The organism is Streptomyces sp. 2A115 (assembly GCF_052245575.1).
Classification (GTDB): domain Bacteria; phylum Actinomycetota; class Actinomycetes; order Streptomycetales; family Streptomycetaceae; genus Streptomyces.
Genome location: NZ_JBQQCG010000059.1, coordinates 1 through 19430 on the forward strand (window position 1 = coordinate 1; position 19430 = coordinate 19430).

Below are 19430 nucleotides of genomic sequence, written 5' to 3' on the forward strand. Positions count from 1 at the left end.
GACCCGCATGAACATGCGGGTCCGATCGCCCTGCGCCTTTCGGGTTTCCAGGACCGAGCGGACGCATACGGCCCTGGGGGCAAGGCCTGTCCCACTATTGAGCCGTTTTCTGGCCAAATCCTCACCGATGAGGGGGATATCCCCGGGCGGCGGGGAACCGGCGGACCCTTTTCCCCCTCTCTAGGGACGAGCGTCCGCACAGCGTCGTGCGGACGCCGTGATCCACGTATGCGCACCCCCGACCACCTGCCGGAACAAGGGCTTCATACCCTGTGCCTGGTCTTGCGCCGAGTGTCCCCTTCCTCATAGGTCACACCCGACCCTTCATCACCGCACAGGAGAGCCCCGTATGCCCAGTCGTCGCCGCTTCATCGCCGGGTCCGCCGCCGCGCTCGGCGTCACCGGGACGGCAGCGGCCTGCACCGCGGATGAGGGCGAGGAGAGCCCGGACGACGCGGCGAGACCACAGGCCGCGGTCCTGCCCGTGGCGCAGTCCCCCGCGAACGGGCTCAACTTCGTCGTGATCCTGGCGGACGACCTCGGCTACGGCGAAATCGGCGCGTACGGACAGAAACTGATCAGCACCCCGCGACTGGACGCCATGGCCGCCGAGGGCCTGCGCTTCACGGACGCCTATGCGGCCGCACCGGTCTGCGCCCCTTCGCGCTGCTCCCTGCTCACCGGTCTGCACAGCGGTCACGCGACCGTACGCGAGAACCCGTACGGACCCGGTGGCCAAGGCCGCCTCACCGACCGGGACTTCACCTTCGCCGAGGCGCTGCGGGCCTGCGGCTACCGCACCGGACTGATCGGCAAATGGGGCTTCGGGCCCGAGGAGCCGAATCAGCCGAGCCACCCCAACCACCGTGGATTCGACGAGTTCTACGGGTATATCTCGCACCGCCACGCGCACGACTACTTTCCGACGTATCTGTGGCGGAACGAGACCCGCGAGGAGATCCCCGGGAACAAGGACGGGGCCAGGCAGGTCTACGCCCCCGACCTCATTGAGCGCCGGTCCCTGGACTTCATCGACAGGCACAAGGACGAGACCTTCCTCCTCTACCTCGCCCCGACGGTGCCCCACGCGCCGAGTCGCGACCCGGAGCTCGGCGAGTACGCCGACCGTCCCTGGACGCACCCGAACAAGGCGCACGCCGCGCAGGTCAGCGGTTTCGACTCACTCGTCGGCAAGGTTGCCGACCGGCTGGCGGCGCTCGGCATCGCGGACCGTACCCTCGTGCTCGTCACCAGCGACAACGGCCCGCACGAGGAGGGCGGCACCGACCCCGACCTCTTCGACGGCAACGGCGAGTTGCGCGGCTACAAGCGCAATCTGTACGAGGGCGGCATCCGCGTCCCGCTCATCGCCTGGTCCCCGAAGCGCGTGCCGTCCGGCACCACGGACCGCCCGACACCGCACACCGACCTACTGCCGACGCTGGCCGAACTCGCGGGCGCGCCCGCCCCGTCGGACGTCGACGGTCTCTCCCTCGCACCGCTGCTGCGCGGCGGCACGAACGCCGCCCGCCACGACCGCCTGTACTTCTACCGCAACCACAACGGCATGACCCCGCGTGCCAACGCCGTCGACCAGGGCCGGGGCCGGCGGCTCGCGGAGGCGCTGCGCCGGGGCGACTGGAAGGCGGTGCGGTTCGCACCGGGCCAGAACCGGCGGGCGCCCGACGACCGCTGGGACGTCGAGCTGTACGACCTCGCCAGGGATCCCGGCGAGCAGGACGACCTCGCCGCCGCACGGCCCGCCGAGGCCGACGCGATGGTGAAGTTGATGCGCTCGTCGTGGGTGGACACCTATGAGCGCAAGCCTTTCGGCGTCACACTCGAAGTGACCCCCAAGGACGGCGAGTTCACCGTCACGGCCACCCTCGCGAACGGCTCCGCCAAGCCGTGGACCGCGGCCCGGCTCGTCCTCGAGCCCCCAAGTGGCTGGCGCGCGCGGGAACTTGACCCGGTGACCGCGGACCGTCTCGCCGCCGGCGCTCGCCTCACGGCGCGCTGGACGGTCACGCCAACAGGCAAGGGCGGTTGGTTCACCTGCCGTGGCACCGCCACCCACGTGGGCGCCACGGTGACGTACACGGCCCACGCGTCCGTCTAGGCCCTGACGTCGAACTCCCCTCCGACCACGATCCCGACTCCGACTCCGACCCCGAGCCCTCAGGACGGCTCGGGCTGCCACCCCAGCGCCCGTGAGATCCCGCGCGCCGCGAGCCGTACCGCCGGGATCAACGCCGGTGTCTGGGCGTCTCGTTCGGGCACCACGACCGAGACGGCCGCGATCACGGAGCCACCGGCCCCACGGACCGGTGCGGCCACCGACAGCGCGTCGTCGGTGACCTGGCGGCTGCTCACCGCCACGCCCGAGCGCCGGACCTCGGCGAGCACGCGGCGCAGGGTGGCCGGGTCCGTGATCGTGTGCGGGGTGAACCGGGCGAGCGGCTTGCCGCTGTACGTCTCCTGGAACGCCGCCTCGCTGTGCGCGAGCAGCGCGAGGCCCACCCCGGTGGCGTGCAGGGGCCAGCGGGCGCCCACCCGGATGTGGACGCCGACCGCCGACCGCCCGGAGATCCACTCGATGTACACGACCTCGGAGCCGTCGCGGACCGCCAACTGCACGTTCTCGTGCGTGGCTTCGTAGAGGTCCTCCAGATACGGGAGCGCGATCTGCCGCAGTGCGAGGCCGCGCGGGGAGAGCGCCGCGACCTCCCACAGGCGCAGGCCCACGTGGTACACCCCGGACGCGTCGCGCTCCAGGGCGCCCCAGTCGCTGAGCGCGCCCACGAGCCGGTGCGCGGTGGTGAGGGAGAGCCCGGCCCGGCGGCTGATGTCCGTGAGGGAGAGCGCCGGGTGGTCGTGGTCGAAGGCGGCGAGCACGGCGAGGAGGCGGTCGGGCGCCGAGCGCGCGGACTGCGGCGGAACGGCATCCGCGGTCATGGGCATGGCATCAGCTCAGCTCGGCCTCGGCGACCCGCTGCAGCAGGCCGTGCAGTACGTCCCGCTCGGCGGGGTCGAGGGGATGCAGCAGGTCGTTCGTCACGCGCAGGCCCGCCTCGTCGGTGTCCCTGAGGAAGGCGCGGCCGTCCTTGGTCAGGACCACTGTGCGGCTGCGGCGGTCGTCGGGGGAGGGGCGGCGCTCGGCGAAACCCAGCTTCTCCAGGTCGTCGACCAGGCCGACGATCGCACTCGGGTCGTAGCCGAGCCGCGAGCTCAGCTCCCGCTGGAGCGCGCCCTCCGAGGTGGCCAGGAAGCGCAGCAGCGCGTAGTGGCGCAGTCGCAGCCCCGACTCCTGGAGGAACGTGTTGAACAGCTGCCCGGAACGCAGCCCCAGCCGGTACATCAGGTAGCCGGTGTCCGCGTGCAGTCCGCGCATCCATGGCTCCTGGTCGTCGATGGGGGCAGGGCCCACGGCATTTTCTGTGGCGTGCTGCTGGCCTGCGATGACGGGCTCCCTGGGCCGGGCCCCGGGCGGGGCGGTTCGTACGTACTGAGCACAGCATGACGCACGGACGAGTGAGCAACAACTATTGACGTCAACAATTATTGTCCTTAGCTTCTATCTCAGGGTCGCGGCCATGTCGCGATTCGCAGCCGCATCTGCTGCTCGAAGTCCGCTTGAAGCCTGTTTGTCTGCTCGAAGCCTGTTTGAAGTCTGTTTCTCGAAGGGACACCGTCGTGCCCAGCATCGATCTCACCGGCAAGGTCGCCGTCGTCACCGGCTCGGGCCGTGGCCTCGGCCTGGCCTATGCGCACGCCCTCGCCGCCGCAGGCGCCTCCGTGGTCGTCAACGACGTGGACGAGGCCGTCGCCGAGCAGGCCGTCAAGGCGATCACCCAGGAGGGCGGCACCGCCGTGGCCGAGGTGGTCCCGGTCGGCACCAGCGAGGCCGCCGACCGGCTGGTCAACCGCGCGGTGGAGGAGTTCGGCCGCCTCGACATCCTGGTCACCAACGCGGGCATCCTCCGCGACAAGGTCCTGTGGAAGATGACCGACGAGGACTTCGACGCGGTGATCACCACCCACCTCAAGGGCACCTTCACCTGCGCCCGCGCCGCCGCCGTGCGCATGCGCGAGCAGGGCGAGGGCGGCACCCTGATCCTGGTCGGCTCCCCGGCCGGACAGCGCGGCAACTTCGGCCAGACCAACTACTCCGCCGCCAAGGCAGGCATCGCCGCCATGGCCCGTACGTGGTCGATGGAGCTGGGCCGCGCCGGCATCACCGTCAACGCGATCGTGCCCGTGGCCGCCACCGCGATGACCGAGACCATCCCGGCCTTCGCCCCCTACATCGAGGCCATGAAGCAGGGCGAGCCGCTGCCGGACTTCCTCCGCAAGGGCGAGGGCTTCGGCAGCCCCGAGGACTGCGCCGCACTGGTCCCGTTTCTCGCCTCCGAGGCCGCTCGCGGCGTGACAGGCCAGGCCATCGGCATCGGCGGCGACAAGGTGACCCTCTGGTCCCACCCCCAGGAGATCAAGGCGGCGTACGCTGACGGTGGCTGGTCCCCCGACACCCTCGCCGACGCCTGGCCGACCTCCTTGGGCGCCGAGCCGCAGACCGTCGGCATCCCCGCCCCGAAGTTCCCGGAGGCGTAAGCCATGACGACCCTCAACGTCGAGGAACTCGTCGCGATCGACGTCCACACCCACGCCGAGATCTCCTCCAAGGGCACGTCCTCGCTGGACGACGACCTGCACGACGCCTCCAGCGCGTACTTCAAGGTCGAGGGCAAGCGGAAGCCGACCCTGGAGGAGACGGCCGCGTACTACCGCGAGCGGAAGATGGCCGCCGTGATCTTCACGGTGGACGCCGAGTCCGCCACCGGTACCGAGCCCGTCCCGAACGAGGAGGTCGCCGAGGCGGCCGCCGCCAACCCGGACGTGCTGATCCCCTTCGCCTCGATCGACCCCTTCCGCGGCAGGGCCGGCGTCAAGCAGGCCCGCCGGCTGGTCGAGGAGTACGGGGTGAAGGGCTTCAAGTTCCACCCCAACATCCAGGGCTTCTTCCCCAACGACCGCTCGGTCGCGTACGAGCTGTACGAGGTGATCGAGGAGACCGGCACCATCGCGCTCTTCCACACCGGTCAGACCGGCATCGGCGCGGGTGTCCCGGGCGGCGGCGGAATCCGGCTGAAGTACAGCAACCCCCTGCACGTGGACGACGTCGCCGCCGACTTCCCGCATATGAAGATCATCCTGGCGCACCCGTCCTTCCCCTGGCAGGACGAGGCGCTGGCGGTGGCCACGCACAAGCCGGGCGTGCACATCGACCTGTCCGGCTGGTCGCCGAAGTACTTCCCGCCGCAGCTCGTGCAGTACGCGAACACGCTGCTCAAGGACAAGGTGCTGTTCGGCTCCGACTACCCGGTCCTCACGCCGGACCGCTGGCTGGCCGACTTCGCGAAGCTCCCCATCAAGGACGAGGTCAGGCCGAAGATCCTCAAGGAGAACGCGGCCCGTCTGCTCGGGCTGACGAAGGCATAAGGGGCACCCCATGTGCGACGAAGGACAGGGGCACGGACATGCGCAATGAGGGACTGGGGTCCTGGCCCGCTCGCCGGGCCCGAAAGACCCCGCAGCGCACCGCGCTGATCCACGGCGACACCACGGTCACGTACGCCCGGCTGCACGAGCGCACCACCCGCCTCGCGCACGCCCTGCGCGCGGCCGGTGTCCGGCGCGGCGACCGGATCGCCTATCTCGGCCCGAACCACCCCTCGTACCTGGAGACGTTGTTCGCGGCGGGCACCCTCGGCGCGGTCTTCGTGCCGCTCAACACCCGCCTGGTCGGACCCGAGATCGCCTACCAGCTCGCGGACTCGGGCGCGAAGGCCCTCGTGTACGCACCGTCGTTCGCGGGGCTCGTCGCGGGACTGCCGGGCAACAGCGATGTGCGTACGTACATCGAAGTGGGCGCCGACTACGAGGGGCTGGTCGCCGGAGCGTCGGCCGAGCCGATCGACCAGCCCGTCACCGCCGACGACACCTGCATCATCATGTACACCTCGGGCACCACGGGCCGCCCCAAGGGCGCGATGCTCACCCACGGCAATCTGACGTGGAACGCGGTCAACGTCCTCGTCGACCACGACCTGATCGCCGACGAACGCGCCCTGGTCTCCGCCCCGTTGTTCCACACGGCCGGGCTGAACATGCTCACCCTGCCGGTCCTCCTCAAGGGCGGCACCTGCGTCCTGGTCGAGGCCTTCGACCCGGCGGCAACCTTCGACCTGATCGAACGGCACCGGATCACCTTCATGTTCGGGGTGCCGACGATGTTCGACCAGGTGGCCCGCCATCCCCGCTGGGCCGACGCCGACCTGTCCTCGCTGCGCATCCTCACCTGCGGCGGCTCACCCGTGCCGACGCCGTTGATCACCGCGTACCAGGAACGAGGGCTCACCTTCCTCCAGGGGTACGGCATGACCGAGGCGGCGCCCGGCACGCTCTTCCTGGACGCCGAACACGCGGTCGCCAAGGCGGGATCGGCGGGCGTGCCGCACTTCTTCAGCGACGTACGCGTCGTACGGCCCGACTTCACGCCGGTCGAGGTCGGCGAGACGGGCGAAGTGGTCGTGCGCGGGCCGCACGTCATGCCCGGCTACTGGGGGCTGCCCGAGGAGACCGCCGCCGTGTTCGGCGACGGCTGGTTCCGCAGCGGGGACGCCGCCCGGATCGACGAGGACGGCTATGTCTTCATCGTCGACCGCATGAAAGACATGATCATCTCGGGCGGCGAGAACATCTATCCCGCCGAGATCGAGGACCAGCTCCTCGCCCACCCCGACATCGTCGAGTGCGCGGTCATCGGTGTCGCCGACGACAAGTGGGGCGAGGTGCCGCGCGCGGTCGTCGTGCCCCGGGAGGGCGCGGGCCTCGACCCCGACGAGGTCCTCGCGACGCTGGCCGGACGCCTCGCCAAGTACAAGATCCCGAAGTCGGTGGTGGTCGCGGACGAGCTGCCGCGCACGGCCTCCGGCAAGCTCCTCAAGGCCCGTGTCCGCAAGCGGTACGGCACCAGCTCCTAGCCCCGAACTCTCGGCCCCGAACGCTTGGCCTCAACTCCCATCTAAGGAAAGCCATATGAGCATCACCGTCAACGGCATCGACGAACTCAAGAAGCTCGCCGGCAGCGACCTCGGCACCAGCGAGTGGATCGACGTCACGCAGGAGCGCATCAACACCTTCGCCGATGCCACGGGGGACCACCAGTGGATCCACGTCGACGAGGAGAAGGCCAAGGAGGGACCGTTCGGGGCGCCCATCGCCCACGGTTACCTGACCCTCTCCCTCTTCATTCCGCTGTTCACCGAGCTGCTGGACGTCCAGGGCGTCACGACCAAGGTCAACTACGGGCTGAACAAGGTGCGTTTCCCCTCGCCCGTGAAGGTCGGCTCCCGCATCCGGCTGGTCGCGAAGCTGGTGGAGGTCGAGGATGTGAAGGGTGGCGTGCAGATCACGGTCGACGGCACGGTCGAGGTCGAGGGCGGAGCGAAGCCTGCGGCCGTGCTGCAGAGCCTGTCCCGCTTCTACGCGTAAGCGCTCCGCTGGTTCGCCGACTATGTCCGCGGGTTCGTTGTGGCTGGTCGCGCCCCGCGGCGGAGCCGCAAATGTCACAGCCCCGCGCCCCTTTCAGGGCCGTACCGGCACCAAGTCGAGAAGCCGTTCCGCCGACTCCCGCGCCAGCGGGGTCAGGCGGTCGTACACCGTCCGGAACGTCTTCTCGGCCTGCTCCGCGGGCCAGTCGTCCGGCAGATGCTTGACCGGCAGCCGCGGATCCTGCCGGATGACCTGGAGCCACTGGGTCGACAGGCGCAGCCGTAGCGCCAGCGCCTCGTCGGGCTCGGGTGTCGTCGTCTCCCAGTGTTGCCAGCCGCGCACGAACACCTCGTAGCGCGCGGCCAGTTCGCCCAGCTCCCAGGTCTCCTCGATCATCGCGCCGATGTCCATGCCCGCGTCCGCGTGGGCCCGGAAGACCTTCACATGGGCGGACAGACCGAGCTCGGCGACGAGCGTGGACACGTCGACCTCGCCGGGTGCGATCCACAGTCCGCCGAACAGCGGGCCGAAGCCGGTCCAGGTCAACTGCGCGCGCAGATCGTGCCGTTGACGCTGCCAGGACTCGGGCAGGGAGAAGCCGAGCAGCGTCCAGGTGCCGTCCCAGTGGCGGTTGACCGCCCCCGCCTCCCAGATCCGCTGCTCGCCGTCGCGCAGCACGGCCTCCGAGCGCTCGGTCAGTCCGAAGTACATGCGCCGCCCTTCGCGCTGCCGTCGCAGCAGGCCGCGGCCCACCATGCGGGTCAGCGTCGAGCGGGTCGCGTGTTCGCCGACGCCCGCGCGTCCGAAGACGTCGATGACGCTCCCGGAGTACACGCAGACGTCACGGCCGAGCACCTGGTCGCCCAGGAACGACAGCATGAGGGACTGGGGTCGCAGCGCCTCGTCAGTGGTCACCGTGGTCACCCGGCCCACGGTACGCCAGGCCGATCAGCTTGTGACCAGGAGGTACGGGCTCACATGCCGCTCCCGTACCTCCCTCACCGGCCTCGCCCGCACCCTTCTCAGTGGCCTCCCGCCACCTCCACGAACACGGGGTTCGAGTAGAACCAGGTGTCGATCCACGGGTCACCGTTCCCGGGCTCGTGCGCGATCGGCCCGTGGGGGTCGATCGAGGCACCCAGGTACCCGGCGCCGTGTCGGTTGCCGTCGCTGCCGCGCAGCCGCACGTAGAAGGATTCGTCGCCGGCGACCAGCGGAATGCGCAGGGTGTACGTGCCCTTGCGGCCGGACACGTCGGCCGTGTGCACGACCTTCGTGTCGGGCGCCCGCCAGTCGTCCCGGTCGGCGGCCGGTCCGCGTACCGCGCCGCGGATCACGTCGACGTGGGCGAGCTCGGGCAGGATGTCGTGCGGATTGGGGCGCGAGGCCGTGGTCACGGTCACGTTCAGGGTGAGCTTGTCCCCGGGGCGCACGCGCAGGCGGCCGCCCAGAGTGACGCCCGGGCCGACGTCGCGGGACCGCTTCAGCCGTACGTCGAGTCCGTCGAGCAGATGCCCGTGGTCGAGCCAGACCCGGCCCGCGCGCAGGCCCGCCATCACCGAGCGGTAGCCGTAGCGGGTCACGCCCACATGGGTGCGGCTGAACTGGCCGGGCCAGAAGTCGCCGCCCGGCTGCGGTTCGGTGGTGTTCACCGGGTCGGGCAGCCGGCCGGTGTTGTCGAAGGTCTGGCCGGGCAGCCAGTCACCGTTCTTCCAGGTGTCGAACACCACGCGGTGCACATCGGAGTTGGTGGTGATCGTGAACAGCTTGCCCTCGGCGAGCATGGCGTCCCACATGCCGCCGACGGTGGCCGTCATCCAGTCGAAGCCGCCGTACGTGAGGTACCCGTCCGTGGGGTAAGCGGGCCAGGAGTTCTCCGACGGCTTGTTCTCGTACTCGCCGCGTATCGACGTCGGACCGCGCCAGCCGGGGATGCCGCCACCCTGTGCTCCGGGCGCGCCCTCCATGCCGATCATGATCTCGGGGGCGGCGTCCCGCCAGCCCCGCATCTCGTGCGGGGAGTCGATGCCCAGGCGCATCGGGTGGTTGGCGAAGACCAGTACGTCGTCGACGTATCCGGTGCGGCGCTGTTCGGCGAGCCACTTGATGGCCTTGACGGCGTGCGCCTCGTTGCGCGGGGTGTCGGGGTGGCCCGGGCCACCCGCCGTGTAGCCCAGCAGCTTGCCGTCGTAGGCCAGCTCGAACTGGGTGAGGAGGTCGACCTCGTGGGGACCCGGCGCCGCGAAGATCGTGCAGTGCTCGGCGCCCGGGATGTACCACTCCAGGCCCTGGAAGATCAGCTGACGCGGGTTCGCGGCGCGCGCCTTGAGGATCTCCTCGTGCTCCGCCTTCGCCCCGAACTGGGCGTGCCCGAAGTTGGAGTGCTCGTTGAACACCATCCAGTCGAGGCCGTACTCGGCGGCCCCCTGGGCGATTTGGTCGAACGTGTACTTCGCGTCGTGGCTGTAGACGGTGTGGAGGTGGTGGTCGCCGACGAGGTAGGCGAGGCGGGGGTCGTTGCCGCCCAGGCGTGTGTCGCTCGCCGCCGCGGGTGCGGCGAGCGGGCCGACGGCGAAGGCGGCGCCGAACAGGCCCGCGCGGCGCATGAGCTGACGTCTGGAGAGGCCTTGCGGATCGAGGGCGGCGGGGGAGACGGACGGATCCGCCCAACTGGGCAGCTGCTGCTCGGACATGGGTGATCTCCTTCTCAAAGAGTCGGATACGCGTCGAGCATGGGGGGTGGATGGGGTTTGAGGGTGTTTCAGTGGTTCATGAACGCCGATATCGGCAGGGCCCGTTCGACGATGCGCACGTCACCGAGCCGCCCGTGCAGGATCTGGTCGATCTTTCCGCCGTACTCGTAGCCGCCGAGCAGCCACGGCAGCCCGACCGAGGTGAGCCCCACGGAGCGCGCGGTGGGATTGCGGGCGACCGGGCACCCCTGGACGTACAGCGTGGTGTGCGAGCCGTCGTTGACGACGGCGACGTGCCACCACACCTCCGGGCGCGTCTCGTCGCCCCAGTTGGTGGCGATGCCCTCCTGGTTGAGCGGCCGCACGGCCCACTGCGGGCCGGGGCCGTCGGAGAGCGACAGCGTGGCGAGCGGCTCGTCCGGGTCGCCCTCCGTCTTGCCCGCCGCCCCGCCCGTACCGGTGCGGCTGACCAGTCCGCCCCAGGCGTTGCGGGACGCGTCCCAGTCGGCGGGCAGCTGGTAGAAGGCCTCGAAGGTGTAACCACGGCTGAACGTCGCCGAGTTGAGCGGGGCGTTCTCGACAGTCCGCAGATAGGCGCCCCGCAGCGGCGACTTGTCGCCGTGGAAGAACAGGCTGCCGTGTCCCGGCTGGTCGGGGTGGTGCTCCGACGACCAGGTGAGGGCGCCGTCGGCGACCTTGACCACGGTCAGGTCGTTGCCGCGTCCCGACAGGTCGCGGACCGTGCCGTCCATGGCCGCGCCCTCGGCGTGCCCGTCGAAGCGCCAGTACGCGGCCGTCCCCCGCACCAGCATCTCGGAGACGGGCCGGGGCCCCCGCACGGGCACCGGGGCGAAGCCGGAGAAGCGCTTCTCGAAGTCGATGGCCACCGAGAACCGGTCCTCGGGGCCGGACAGTTCGATCTCCTCCCGCTCCAGCTCGTTGAGGCCGTCGCCGGCCCGGCCCAGGATCCACGGGGAGATCGTCTCGACGTCGATGGTGTCCCGGTCGAGGTCGAAGCGGTACAGGCGGATCATCGCGGCGCCGCCGTAGTACCGGTTCTGATAGTTCGTCAGGTGCAGGTGGACGTCGTTCCCGGCCGCGTTCTTGCGCAGGGCGCGGCCGGCCGGCCAGTTGTGCCCGTTGAGGGTGAGGAAGATCTGGTCGTGCTCCTTGACCAGCCGGTCCCAGAGCTGCTGTCCGTACGTGGAGAGGGTGTCGTCCTCGTAGAGCAGTTCATGGGTGGTGAGGATGACCGGCGTCTTCGGGTGCTGCGCGATGACGTCCTTGGCCCATGCGTACCCCTTCGCGGACAGCCGCCAGTCCAGGGCGAGGACGAGCCACTGCCGGCCGGCGGCCTTGAAGAGGTGGAAGGTGTTGTAGCCGTCCGGCGAGGCGCCGCCGAAGGTGGACTTGTCCTTGAACCGCTGCGGGCCGAAGGCCTCCAGGTACGGGGTCGGGCCCCGCTGGTCGTCGGTGGACGACCGGACGTCGTGGTTGCCCGCGAGCACGCTGTAGCCCACGCCCCGACGGTCGAGCAGCTCGAACGCCTTGCTCGCCGCGGCTACTTCGGCCTGCGCGCCGTTCTCGGTGATGTCGCCCAGGTGCGAGAGGAAGACGATGTTCTCGTCCTTCCCCTGCTCCAGGATGTAGCGCAGCGACGCCTCGATCGGGGCGGGGTTGATGCTCGGTCCGTCGAAGAGGTACTGCGTGTCGGGCATCACGACGAACGTGAAGCGGCTGCTGTCGGCGTCGGGTCTCCAGCGGACCTTCGAAGCGGGCGCCGCCTGTGGCGCCGCCTGGGCGGTGGCGGTCGGCAGCGCGACGGCCGCCGTTGCGGCGCCGATCAGCGCGGTCGCCCGCAGGAAGTTCCGTCTGCCGGCGCCGGCCTGCTCGGCCTCGGCCGCCGGGTCGTGCTCATGCGAATTGCACACGTCTGCTCCGTGAAGTGATATGCGCGGAAGGGGGCTTGAGGGGGGCGGCGTGATGAGGGAGGCGGCGTAAGCAGGGTTGCGTAACCGGGGGTCAGAGCACGCGCAGGGTCCAGACCCAGCGGTGGATGCCCGGCGCGACGAGATACCGCGCCGAGGTGTCGGGCCCGCACGACGCCGTGCCGAGCCCGCGGTGCGCGGCGTCGAGGTGCACGACACAGCCGGACCGCGCCGCCAACTCGTCGTGGTGCGCGACGGCGGCGAGGTCCTGCGCCCGGTAGCGGTTGACGGAGACCTGGCTCGGCGCCCCGAGCTCGACGGTGAGCCCCGTGGCGTCCGGCGCCGACAGCGTGAACCGGCGCACACCGTGCCGGCCGCCGCTCTCCTGCGGCCGCAGATAGGGAGTGAACAGCTTGTCCACGGCGAGCGAATGATGCCCCACGGGCGCGCCCGCGCTCCGGTCCGGGTAGGACTCCCAGGGCCCCTGCCCGTACCACTCCAGGACGTCGAGCCCGGCGACCGTCTCGAAGACCGTGCCGACCCGCGCCACGTCGTCGAGCCCGTCCGGAAGTTCGGCCGACTCCTCGATACGGAGCCCGCCCGCGACCGGCGTGAACACCTGCTCATGGCGCACGGGGCCGGCTCCGGTCGCGTACTCGGCGAGCACGACGACCCGCGCGCCCTCACGGCGTACGTCCAGGACCTTGCGTACGAGCGCGTCGAGTCCCCAGTCGCGCCAGCGGGCCGCCATGCCGCCGATGTCGTCGTTGTCGGTGGGCGCCCGCCACAGCGAGAGCACGGGCGCGGACGGCAGCAGCGGATGGACCAGCAGCGCGTCCTCGTCCAGGGTGACGGCCGCGTCGGAGGCGTGCTCGGGCGGTGCTTCGGCGACCGCCGCCGCCCGAAGCCGGACCTGTGGCAGGCACACCTCCGTGCCGCGCGGCGCCCACGCCTCGTCGTCCGCCGTCGTGACCCGCAGCGTGAGCCAGGCCTCGCCGTCGGGAAGCGCGAACGGCAGCGGAACCGCCGCCGACTCACCGGGGAGTACGTCCGGAAGCTCGGCCGGCACCGTCTCCGTACCGCCGTCCGCGCGCACGAGGTGCCACTCGGCGGTCAGCCACTCCAGGCCGCGGAAGTGCTGCCGGTTGTGGACCAGGAGGACTCCCTGGTCGTACGTGAGCCGCACCGGCGCGGCGATCTCGCGGTGCTCGTACATCACGGGCTTGGGCGTGCGGTCCGGGAACACCACGCCGTCGGCGATGAACGCCCCGTCATGGACCGTCTCGCCGAAGTCGCCGCCGTACGCCCAGCGAAGGCCGGGCGCGGCGACACCGTTGTCATAACGGCCGGTGCCGGCGCGTCCGGCCGGTCTTCCGTCGTTCACGATCTGGAGAATGCCGTGGTCCCAGAACTCCCAGATGAAGCCGCCCTGAAGTCCCGGGGTGGACTCGATGGCGGCCCAGGTGTCGGCGAGCGTGCCGTTGCTGTTGCCCATGGCGTGCGAGTACTCGCACTGGATGAGCGGCTTGGTCTGTGTCCCGGACAGGGCGTGGTCGACGCAGTCCTCGATCGGCGCGTACATCGGGCAGGCGATGTCCGAGGCGACCGTCGGGTCCGCCCAGCCGAGCTTGGCCGCGCCCTCGTACTGGATGGGCCGGGTCGGGTCGTGGCGGCGTACCCAGCCCGCCGCCGCGTCGTGGTTCGCGCCGTAGTCGGACTCGTTGCCGAGCGACCAGACGATGACGCAGGGGTGGTTCTTGTCGCGCAGCACCATGCGCGAGACCCGGTCCACGAAGGCGCCCAGATAGCGGGGGTCGTCGGCGATCTCGTGGGCGTGGTCGTGCGACTCGATGTTCGCCTCGTCCACGACGTAGAAGCCCAGCTCGTCGGCGAGGTCGAGGAGTGTCGGGTCGTTCGGGTAGTGGGCGGTGCGGATCGCGTTGAAGCCGAAGCGCTTCAGGACGACCAGGTCGGCGCGCATGTCGTCCGCCGTGACCGTGCGCCCGGTCAGCGGGTGGAAGTCGTGCCGGTTCACGCCCCGGATGAAGACGCGCTCACCGTTGACGAGCAGATCCCGGCCGCGGATCTCGACGTCCCGGAAACCGACGCGGTGGTGGGAGGTGTCGGCGACCGAGCCGTCGGCGCGGTGCAGCCGCACGGTCAGGCCGTACAGCTCGGGCGTCTCGGCGGTCCACGCGCGCACGTCCCGTACGGTCGTCCGCAGCCGGGCCTCGCCGAGGAAGTCGGACACCCGCTCGTCCTCGGCGTTGAGACGGTCGAACTCGGTGTCCTGGACGAGGAGTTGACCCTCCAGCGAACCGGTGACGTACCAGCCCTCGGGCAGCGGTCCCGACGCGTCCCGCACCTGGCAGTCGACCCGCAGCCGCCCGTCCCGCCACGCCCTTACGCTCACGTCGGCGAGATGCAGCGGGTCGGTGGCGTACAGCAGCACGGAACGGGTGATGCCCGCGTGCCACCACTGGTCCTGGTCCTCGATGTGCGAGGCGTCGGACCACTTGATGACGGTGAACCGCACGGTGGCGGGGTCCCCGGGGCGTACCAGGCCGGAGAGATCGAACTCGGCCGCGAGGTGGGAGTCCTTGGAGACGCCGACCGGCTTGCCGTTCACGTGGACGAGGAGCACGCTCTCGGCGGCGCCCACCTGGAGCACGATCCGGCGTCCGGCCCAGTCGGCGGGTATGTCCACCGAACGCTCGTATATGCCCGTCGGGTTCGCGGCGGGCGAGCCGGGCGGGAAGTCGCTCCACGGCATCCGGACGTTGGTGTACTGCGGCAGGTCGTCGGTGCTCTGCATCGTCCAGGCGCCCGGCACCTCGATCCGCGTCCACTCGCCGGAGCAGCCGCTGGGGGAGGACAGCAGCTGGAAGTGCCAGGAGCCGTCCAGGGACAGCGCGCCGGAGCGCCGGTCCACCGCGTTCATCGGCAGCCGCCCCCAGGAGGTCACCTCCGGTGTCTCCCAGGGGCGCAGGGCGATCAGGTGATCGCGTCGCATCAGCGGATGGCTCCCTTGCCGAGGTCCGCGATGATCTGCTTGGCGCCGATCGCGAACACGATGAGCAGGGGGATCAGCGCGAGGAGCGCGCCCGTCATGACCATTCCGTAGTCGGTCGTGCCATGGACACCGTTGAGTTGTGACAGTGCGACCTGAAGTGTCACGTTGTCCGGGTTGGTGAGGGCGATCAGCGGCCAGGCGTAGTCGTTCCACTGGCCCATGAAGGTGAAGATGCCCAGGAAGGCCAGACCCGGGCGGACCACCGGGAGCGCCACGTGCCAGTACTGGCGCAGGAAACTCGCCCCGTCGATCTTCGAGGCGTCAAGCAGCTCGTCGTGGATCGCGCCCTTCATGTACTGGCGCATCCAGAAGATGCCGAACGCGTTCGCCGCGGCCGGCACGATCAGCGCGGTCATGGAGCCGATCCAGCCCAGCTTCGCCATGATGACGAACTGCGGGATGGCCTGGAGCTGCGCGGGGACCATGAAGATCGCCATCATCCCCGCGAACAGCATCCGGCGGCCCGGGAACTGGAACTTGGCGAAGACGAACGCGGCCAGCGAGTCGAAGAACAGGACCAGGAAGGTCACCGAGGTCGCGACCAGCAGAGAGTTGAACATCGATCCGAAGAAGTCGATGTTGTCGAAGAGACTGCGGACGTTCTCCAGGAAGTGCGTGCCCGGCAGCAGCTTCGGCGGGTAGGAGAAGATCTCGGTCGACGAGTGCGTCGACATGATCACGGCCCAGTAGAACGGGAAGACCGAGAGCAGCAGGCCGATGATCAGCGAGAAGTGGAGGGCGATGCCCCTGCGCTGGTCGCCCTTGATGCCTTGGCCGGAACGTGTGCCGGATGCGCCGGAACGTGTACCGAATTTGATGGATGCCATGGTGACGGGGCCTCCCTAGTCTTCGCCCCGGCGCTGCACCAGGCGCCAGTTGATGATCGAGAAGATGATGACGACGAGGAAGATGCCCCAGGCCACGGCGGCGCCGTAGCCGAAGTCGTTGTTGTCGAAGGTCTGCTGGAAGAAGTAGAGGACCATGGTCTGGCCGGAGTGGCCCGGACCGCCCGCGAACGACGAGTTGTTGTCGGTGGTCTGCAGCAGCACCTGTGGTTCGGAGAACGTCTGCAGTCCGGTGACGGTCGAGATGACGAGCACGAAGAGCAGCACCGGACGCATCATCGGCAGCGTGATGCGGAAGAACGTCTGCACGGGCCCGGCGCCGTCCATGCGCGCCGCCTCGTACAGCTCGCCCGGGATCGTCTGGAGCCCCGCGAGGAAGATGATCGCGTTGTAGCCGGTCCACTGCCAGGTCATGAGCGTGGCGATGGCGACCTTGATGCCCCAGGGGGTGTTCAGCCACGCCACCTGGTCCAGGCCGACCGCCTGCAACAGGGCGTTCATCAGGCCGAAGTTGGTGGAGAAGACCGAGCCGAAGATGATCGCGACGGCCACGATCGAGGTGACGTTCGGCAGGAAGAAGGCGAAGCGGTAGACGTTCTTGAAGCGGACCGCCGAGTTGAGCATCACGGCCGTGACCATCGCCAGGAAGATCATCGGGATGGTGGCCAGTGCCCAGATGATGAGCGTGTTCCCGATCGAGTCCCAGAACTGGGTGTCGGAGATCAGATAGCGGTACTGCGAGAGACCGGCGAACTCCATCGAACCGAGCCCGTCCCAGCGATGGAACGACAGGTACAGCGAGAAGCCGACCGGGATCAGGCCGAAGGCCAGGAACAGCAGGTAGAAGGGGGAGATCGCGGCGTACAGCCGCCAGTAGCTCCGGATGCCCTTCTTGGGCTGGACCGCCGGCGGCTCGGCCACGGGCGGCGGGGGTGTCTCCAGCACGGGTGCGGTAGCCATCAGTAGCTCACCCCCAGGTGGTCGGCGATACGCCGGCACTTGCTCATGGCGTCCTTCCAGGCCTTCTCGGGGTCCTTGCCGAGGACGGAGAAGTTCTTCAGCTCGTCGTCGATCGGGGTCTTCAGCGCGACGTCGTACGGGCTGTTGTAGGCGACCGGGATCTTCTCCGCCGCCGGGCCGAAGACGTCCATGGTGATCTGGTCGCCGAAGAACGGGTCCGGCTCGCGCAGCTTCTTCAGGTCGTACGAGGCCGGGGTCGACGGGAACAGCACCGAGTCGACGAAGCCCTGGGCCTGGTTCTCGGCGTTGAGCATCCAGGTGATCATCTCGAAGGCCTTCTCCGGGTCCCGGCAGGCCTTGGTGATCGCCAGGAACGAGCCGCCGATGTTCGACGGGCCGCCCGGACAGTTGGCCACCCGCCACTTGCCCTTGGTCTTCGGCGTGTTGAGCTTGATGTCACCGGCCGCCCAGGAAGCGTTCAGCTGGCTGGGCAGCAAGCCTCGCTCCGTGGCCGAGATGTTGTCCGGCGTGCCGTTGATGATCTTCGAGACCAGGCCGCGGCGGGTGGCCTCGACGGCCCGGTCCCAGGCGATGCGCACATGCTCCTGGTCGCCGATGAAGTTCCGGTCCTTGTCGACGAACCGCTTGGTCGACTGGTTGACCGAGATGCCGTAGATGCCGAGGGCGTCCGTGAGGATGAACGACCCGGGGGCGCGCTTCTTGAGCTGCTCGCCGGCCGTCATGAACTTCTCCCAGGTGTCCAGCTCCCTGGAGACGTCCTCGGGCTCGTACGGCAGTCCGGCCTTATCGAAGGTGGCGGGCTGGTAGTAGTGCGCGACCGGACCGCAGTCGATGGGGAAACCCACCATCGAGCCGTCATCGGCGATGCCCTGGTCCCACTTCCAGGGCAGGTACTGGTCCTTGAGCTTCTCGGCACCGAGCGTGCGCAGGTCCACGAACTGGTCTGCGTTCGGCAGGTACTGGGCCATGTCCTCGCCCTTGAGCCCGGCGATGTCCGGGATGTGGGCGCGCCCGGTCATCGTGGTCATCAGCTTCGAGCGGTAGTAACCGCCGATCTGGATGGCCTGCAGGTTCACCGCGCTGTCGTAGCGGGCCTCGGCGTCCTGGACGACCTTGGGGCTCAGCCCGCCGCTCCAGTACCACAGCACCATGTTCCGGCCGGTCGAGCCGGTCGGAACGCCGCAGCCGGAGGTCAGGCCGCCGAGCGCGGTGGCGGCCGTGCCGGCCAGGCCCGCGCGCAGCAGGCCCCTTCGTGAGAGCCGCACAGCTCCCACCGCCTTTCGAATGTGTTCGGTCTTCGCGTGGGGGGAGATCAGTACTGCCGGGTGGGAGCCGGTGGGGTCACCGGGGCGTGGCGGGCCGGCGGTCCGGGGTCTGCGGGTATGCGGTCGGCGAGGAAGCCGTACGCGCGTCGCAGTTCCGGGTCTTCGACCGTCTGCCACCACTCGTGGACGCCGTACCAGCCGGGCGCGGCCAGCGCCCCGCCGTGCCGCTGGACGGAGAGTCCGGCGGCGAGCACCGCGAAGCGCAGCCGCTCCTCGAGCGGCCAGCCGTCGAGCGAGGCGGCGACGAAACTCGCGCCGAAGACGTCTCCGGCGCCCGTCGCGTCCAGGACGTCGATGTCCAGGGCGGGTACGTCGGCGTACTCGCCCGTGGTCTGGTCGACGGCCACCGCGCCGTCGCCGCCGCGGGTGACCACGGCCACGGGCACCAGGTCGGAGAGCTTGGCGAGCGCGTCGGCCGCCGTGTCGGTGCGGGTGTAGGCGGTCGCCTCGCCCTCGTTCGGGAGGAAGGCGTGGCACAGGGCGAGCTGGTCGAGGAGGTCCGAGGACCACTGCTGGGTGGGGTCCCAGCCGACGTCCGCGTAGATCTTCGTGCCGTTCGCCGCCGCCTTGGCGAGCCACTCGCGCGGTTCGGCCTCGATGTGCACGAGGGCCGTGCGCGCCGCCGGCGGGTCGCCCATCAGCGCGTCCTGCGAGTACGGGGGTTCCTGGCCGTGGGTGACCAGGGCCCGGTCGTGGCCGTACGCGAGCGAGACGGTGACGGGGGTGTGCCAGCCGTCCGCCGTACGGGACAGCGAGAGGTCGATGTGCTCCTGGCCGGCGAGGACGTCACGGCAGTACGCGCCGTAGTAGTCGTCGCCGAACACCGTGGCCAGGGATGTCTTCAGGCCATAACGTGCCGTGGCCACGGCCAGGTTCGCGATCCCGCCCGGGCTCGTGCCCATCCCTTCGGTCCAGATCTCCTCGCCGGGGGTCGGCGGCTTGCCGAGTCCGGTCAGGACGAGGTCGTAGAAGAGCAGCCCGGTCAGCAGGACATCGGGCCGTTCGTCGCCCACGAGCACAATCCTCTCGTC

General features: G+C 69.8%; 15 protein-coding genes. 5 read left to right on the forward strand and 10 right to left on the reverse strand.

What is annotated here, in order from left to right:
- The first annotated feature begins 349 nt into the window (after positions 1 to 349).
- A complete protein-coding gene (locus ACTWQR_RS37455; protein ID WP_443231698.1) occupies positions 350 to 2119 on the forward strand; it encodes a sulfatase-like hydrolase/transferase in 1770 nt (589 codons plus the stop codon).
- Between the two features lie 59 nt (positions 2120 to 2178).
- Here the strand turns inward: ACTWQR_RS37455 and ACTWQR_RS37460 are convergent, their stop codons facing one another.
- Both ACTWQR_RS37460 and ACTWQR_RS37465 read right to left on the reverse strand, forming a co-directional pair.
- On the reverse strand, positions 2179 to 2955 hold the full coding sequence (locus tag ACTWQR_RS37460) for an IclR family transcriptional regulator (protein WP_443231753.1): 777 nt from the start codon (positions 2953 to 2955) through the stop codon (positions 2179 to 2181).
- A 10-nt stretch (positions 2956 to 2965) separates the two neighbouring features.
- Positions 2966 to 3427: a MarR family winged helix-turn-helix transcriptional regulator gene (locus ACTWQR_RS37465; protein WP_443231699.1), complete on the reverse strand. Its 462-nt coding sequence runs from the start codon at positions 3425 to 3427 to the stop codon at positions 2966 to 2968.
- A 266-nt stretch (positions 3428 to 3693) separates the two neighbouring features.
- Between ACTWQR_RS37465 and ACTWQR_RS37470 the strand changes: the two genes are divergently transcribed.
- The 4 genes from ACTWQR_RS37470 to ACTWQR_RS37485 are packed head-to-tail and all read left to right on the forward strand — an operon-like array spanning position 3694 to position 7554.
- Positions 3694 to 4611 carry an SDR family NAD(P)-dependent oxidoreductase gene (locus tag ACTWQR_RS37470; RefSeq protein ID WP_443231700.1) on the forward strand — a complete coding sequence of 306 codons (918 nt, stop codon included), beginning with the start codon at positions 3694 to 3696 and terminating at the stop codon, positions 4609 to 4611.
- Between the two features lie 3 nt (positions 4612 to 4614).
- A complete protein-coding gene (locus ACTWQR_RS37475; RefSeq protein WP_443231701.1) occupies positions 4615 to 5499 on the forward strand; it encodes an amidohydrolase family protein in 885 nt (294 codons plus the stop codon).
- A 38-nt stretch (positions 5500 to 5537) separates the two neighbouring features.
- Entirely contained in the window at positions 5538 to 7043 is a 1506-nt protein-coding gene (locus ACTWQR_RS37480; RefSeq protein ID WP_443231702.1) for an acyl-CoA synthetase, read from the forward strand.
- Between the two features lie 55 nt (positions 7044 to 7098).
- A complete protein-coding gene (locus ACTWQR_RS37485; protein WP_443231703.1) occupies positions 7099 to 7554 on the forward strand; it encodes a MaoC family dehydratase in 456 nt (151 codons plus the stop codon).
- Positions 7555 to 7647: 93 nt separating this feature from the next.
- Here the strand turns inward: ACTWQR_RS37485 and ACTWQR_RS37490 are convergent, their stop codons facing one another.
- The 8 genes from ACTWQR_RS37490 to ACTWQR_RS37525 all read right to left on the reverse strand — a co-directional run bounded on the left by ACTWQR_RS37490 (position 7648) and on the right by ACTWQR_RS37525 (position 19412).
- Complete coding sequence (locus ACTWQR_RS37490; RefSeq protein WP_443231754.1) at positions 7648 to 8469, reverse strand: PaaX family transcriptional regulator; 822 nt, start codon at positions 8467 to 8469, stop codon at positions 7648 to 7650.
- Positions 8470 to 8576: 107 nt separating this feature from the next.
- Entirely contained in the window at positions 8577 to 10247 is a 1671-nt protein-coding gene (locus ACTWQR_RS37495; RefSeq protein ID WP_443231704.1) for a PHP domain-containing protein, read from the reverse strand.
- A 68-nt stretch (positions 10248 to 10315) separates the two neighbouring features.
- Positions 10316 to 12178: a LamG-like jellyroll fold domain-containing protein gene (locus ACTWQR_RS37500; protein ID WP_443231705.1), complete on the reverse strand. Its 1863-nt coding sequence runs from the start codon at positions 12176 to 12178 to the stop codon at positions 10316 to 10318.
- 91 nt (positions 12179 to 12269) lie between these two features.
- The gene (locus ACTWQR_RS37505) at positions 12270 to 15188 is read right to left on the reverse strand and encodes a glycoside hydrolase family 2 TIM barrel-domain containing protein (RefSeq protein WP_443231706.1); all 2919 of its coding nucleotides are present in this window, start codon (positions 15186 to 15188) and stop codon (positions 12270 to 12272) included.
- The gene (locus tag ACTWQR_RS37510; protein ID WP_443231707.1) at positions 15188 to 16075 is read right to left on the reverse strand and encodes a carbohydrate ABC transporter permease; all 888 of its coding nucleotides are present in this window, start codon (positions 16073 to 16075) and stop codon (positions 15188 to 15190) included. The genes ACTWQR_RS37505 and ACTWQR_RS37510 overlap by 1 nt, the downstream gene beginning before the upstream one ends.
- Before the next feature lie 15 nt (positions 16076 to 16090).
- On the reverse strand, positions 16091 to 17053 hold the full coding sequence (locus ACTWQR_RS37515; RefSeq protein ID WP_443231708.1) for a carbohydrate ABC transporter permease: 963 nt from the start codon (positions 17051 to 17053) through the stop codon (positions 16091 to 16093).
- Positions 17053 to 18339: an ABC transporter substrate-binding protein gene (locus ACTWQR_RS37520; protein ID WP_443231709.1), complete on the reverse strand. Its 1287-nt coding sequence runs from the start codon at positions 18337 to 18339 to the stop codon at positions 17053 to 17055. Before ACTWQR_RS37520 ends, ACTWQR_RS37515 begins: the two co-directional genes overlap by 1 nt.
- A gap of 47 nt (positions 18340 to 18386) precedes the next feature.
- On the reverse strand, positions 18387 to 19412 hold the full coding sequence (locus ACTWQR_RS37525; protein ID WP_443231710.1) for a carbohydrate kinase family protein: 1026 nt from the start codon (positions 19410 to 19412) through the stop codon (positions 18387 to 18389).
- Positions 19413 to 19430 lie beyond the last annotated feature (18 nt).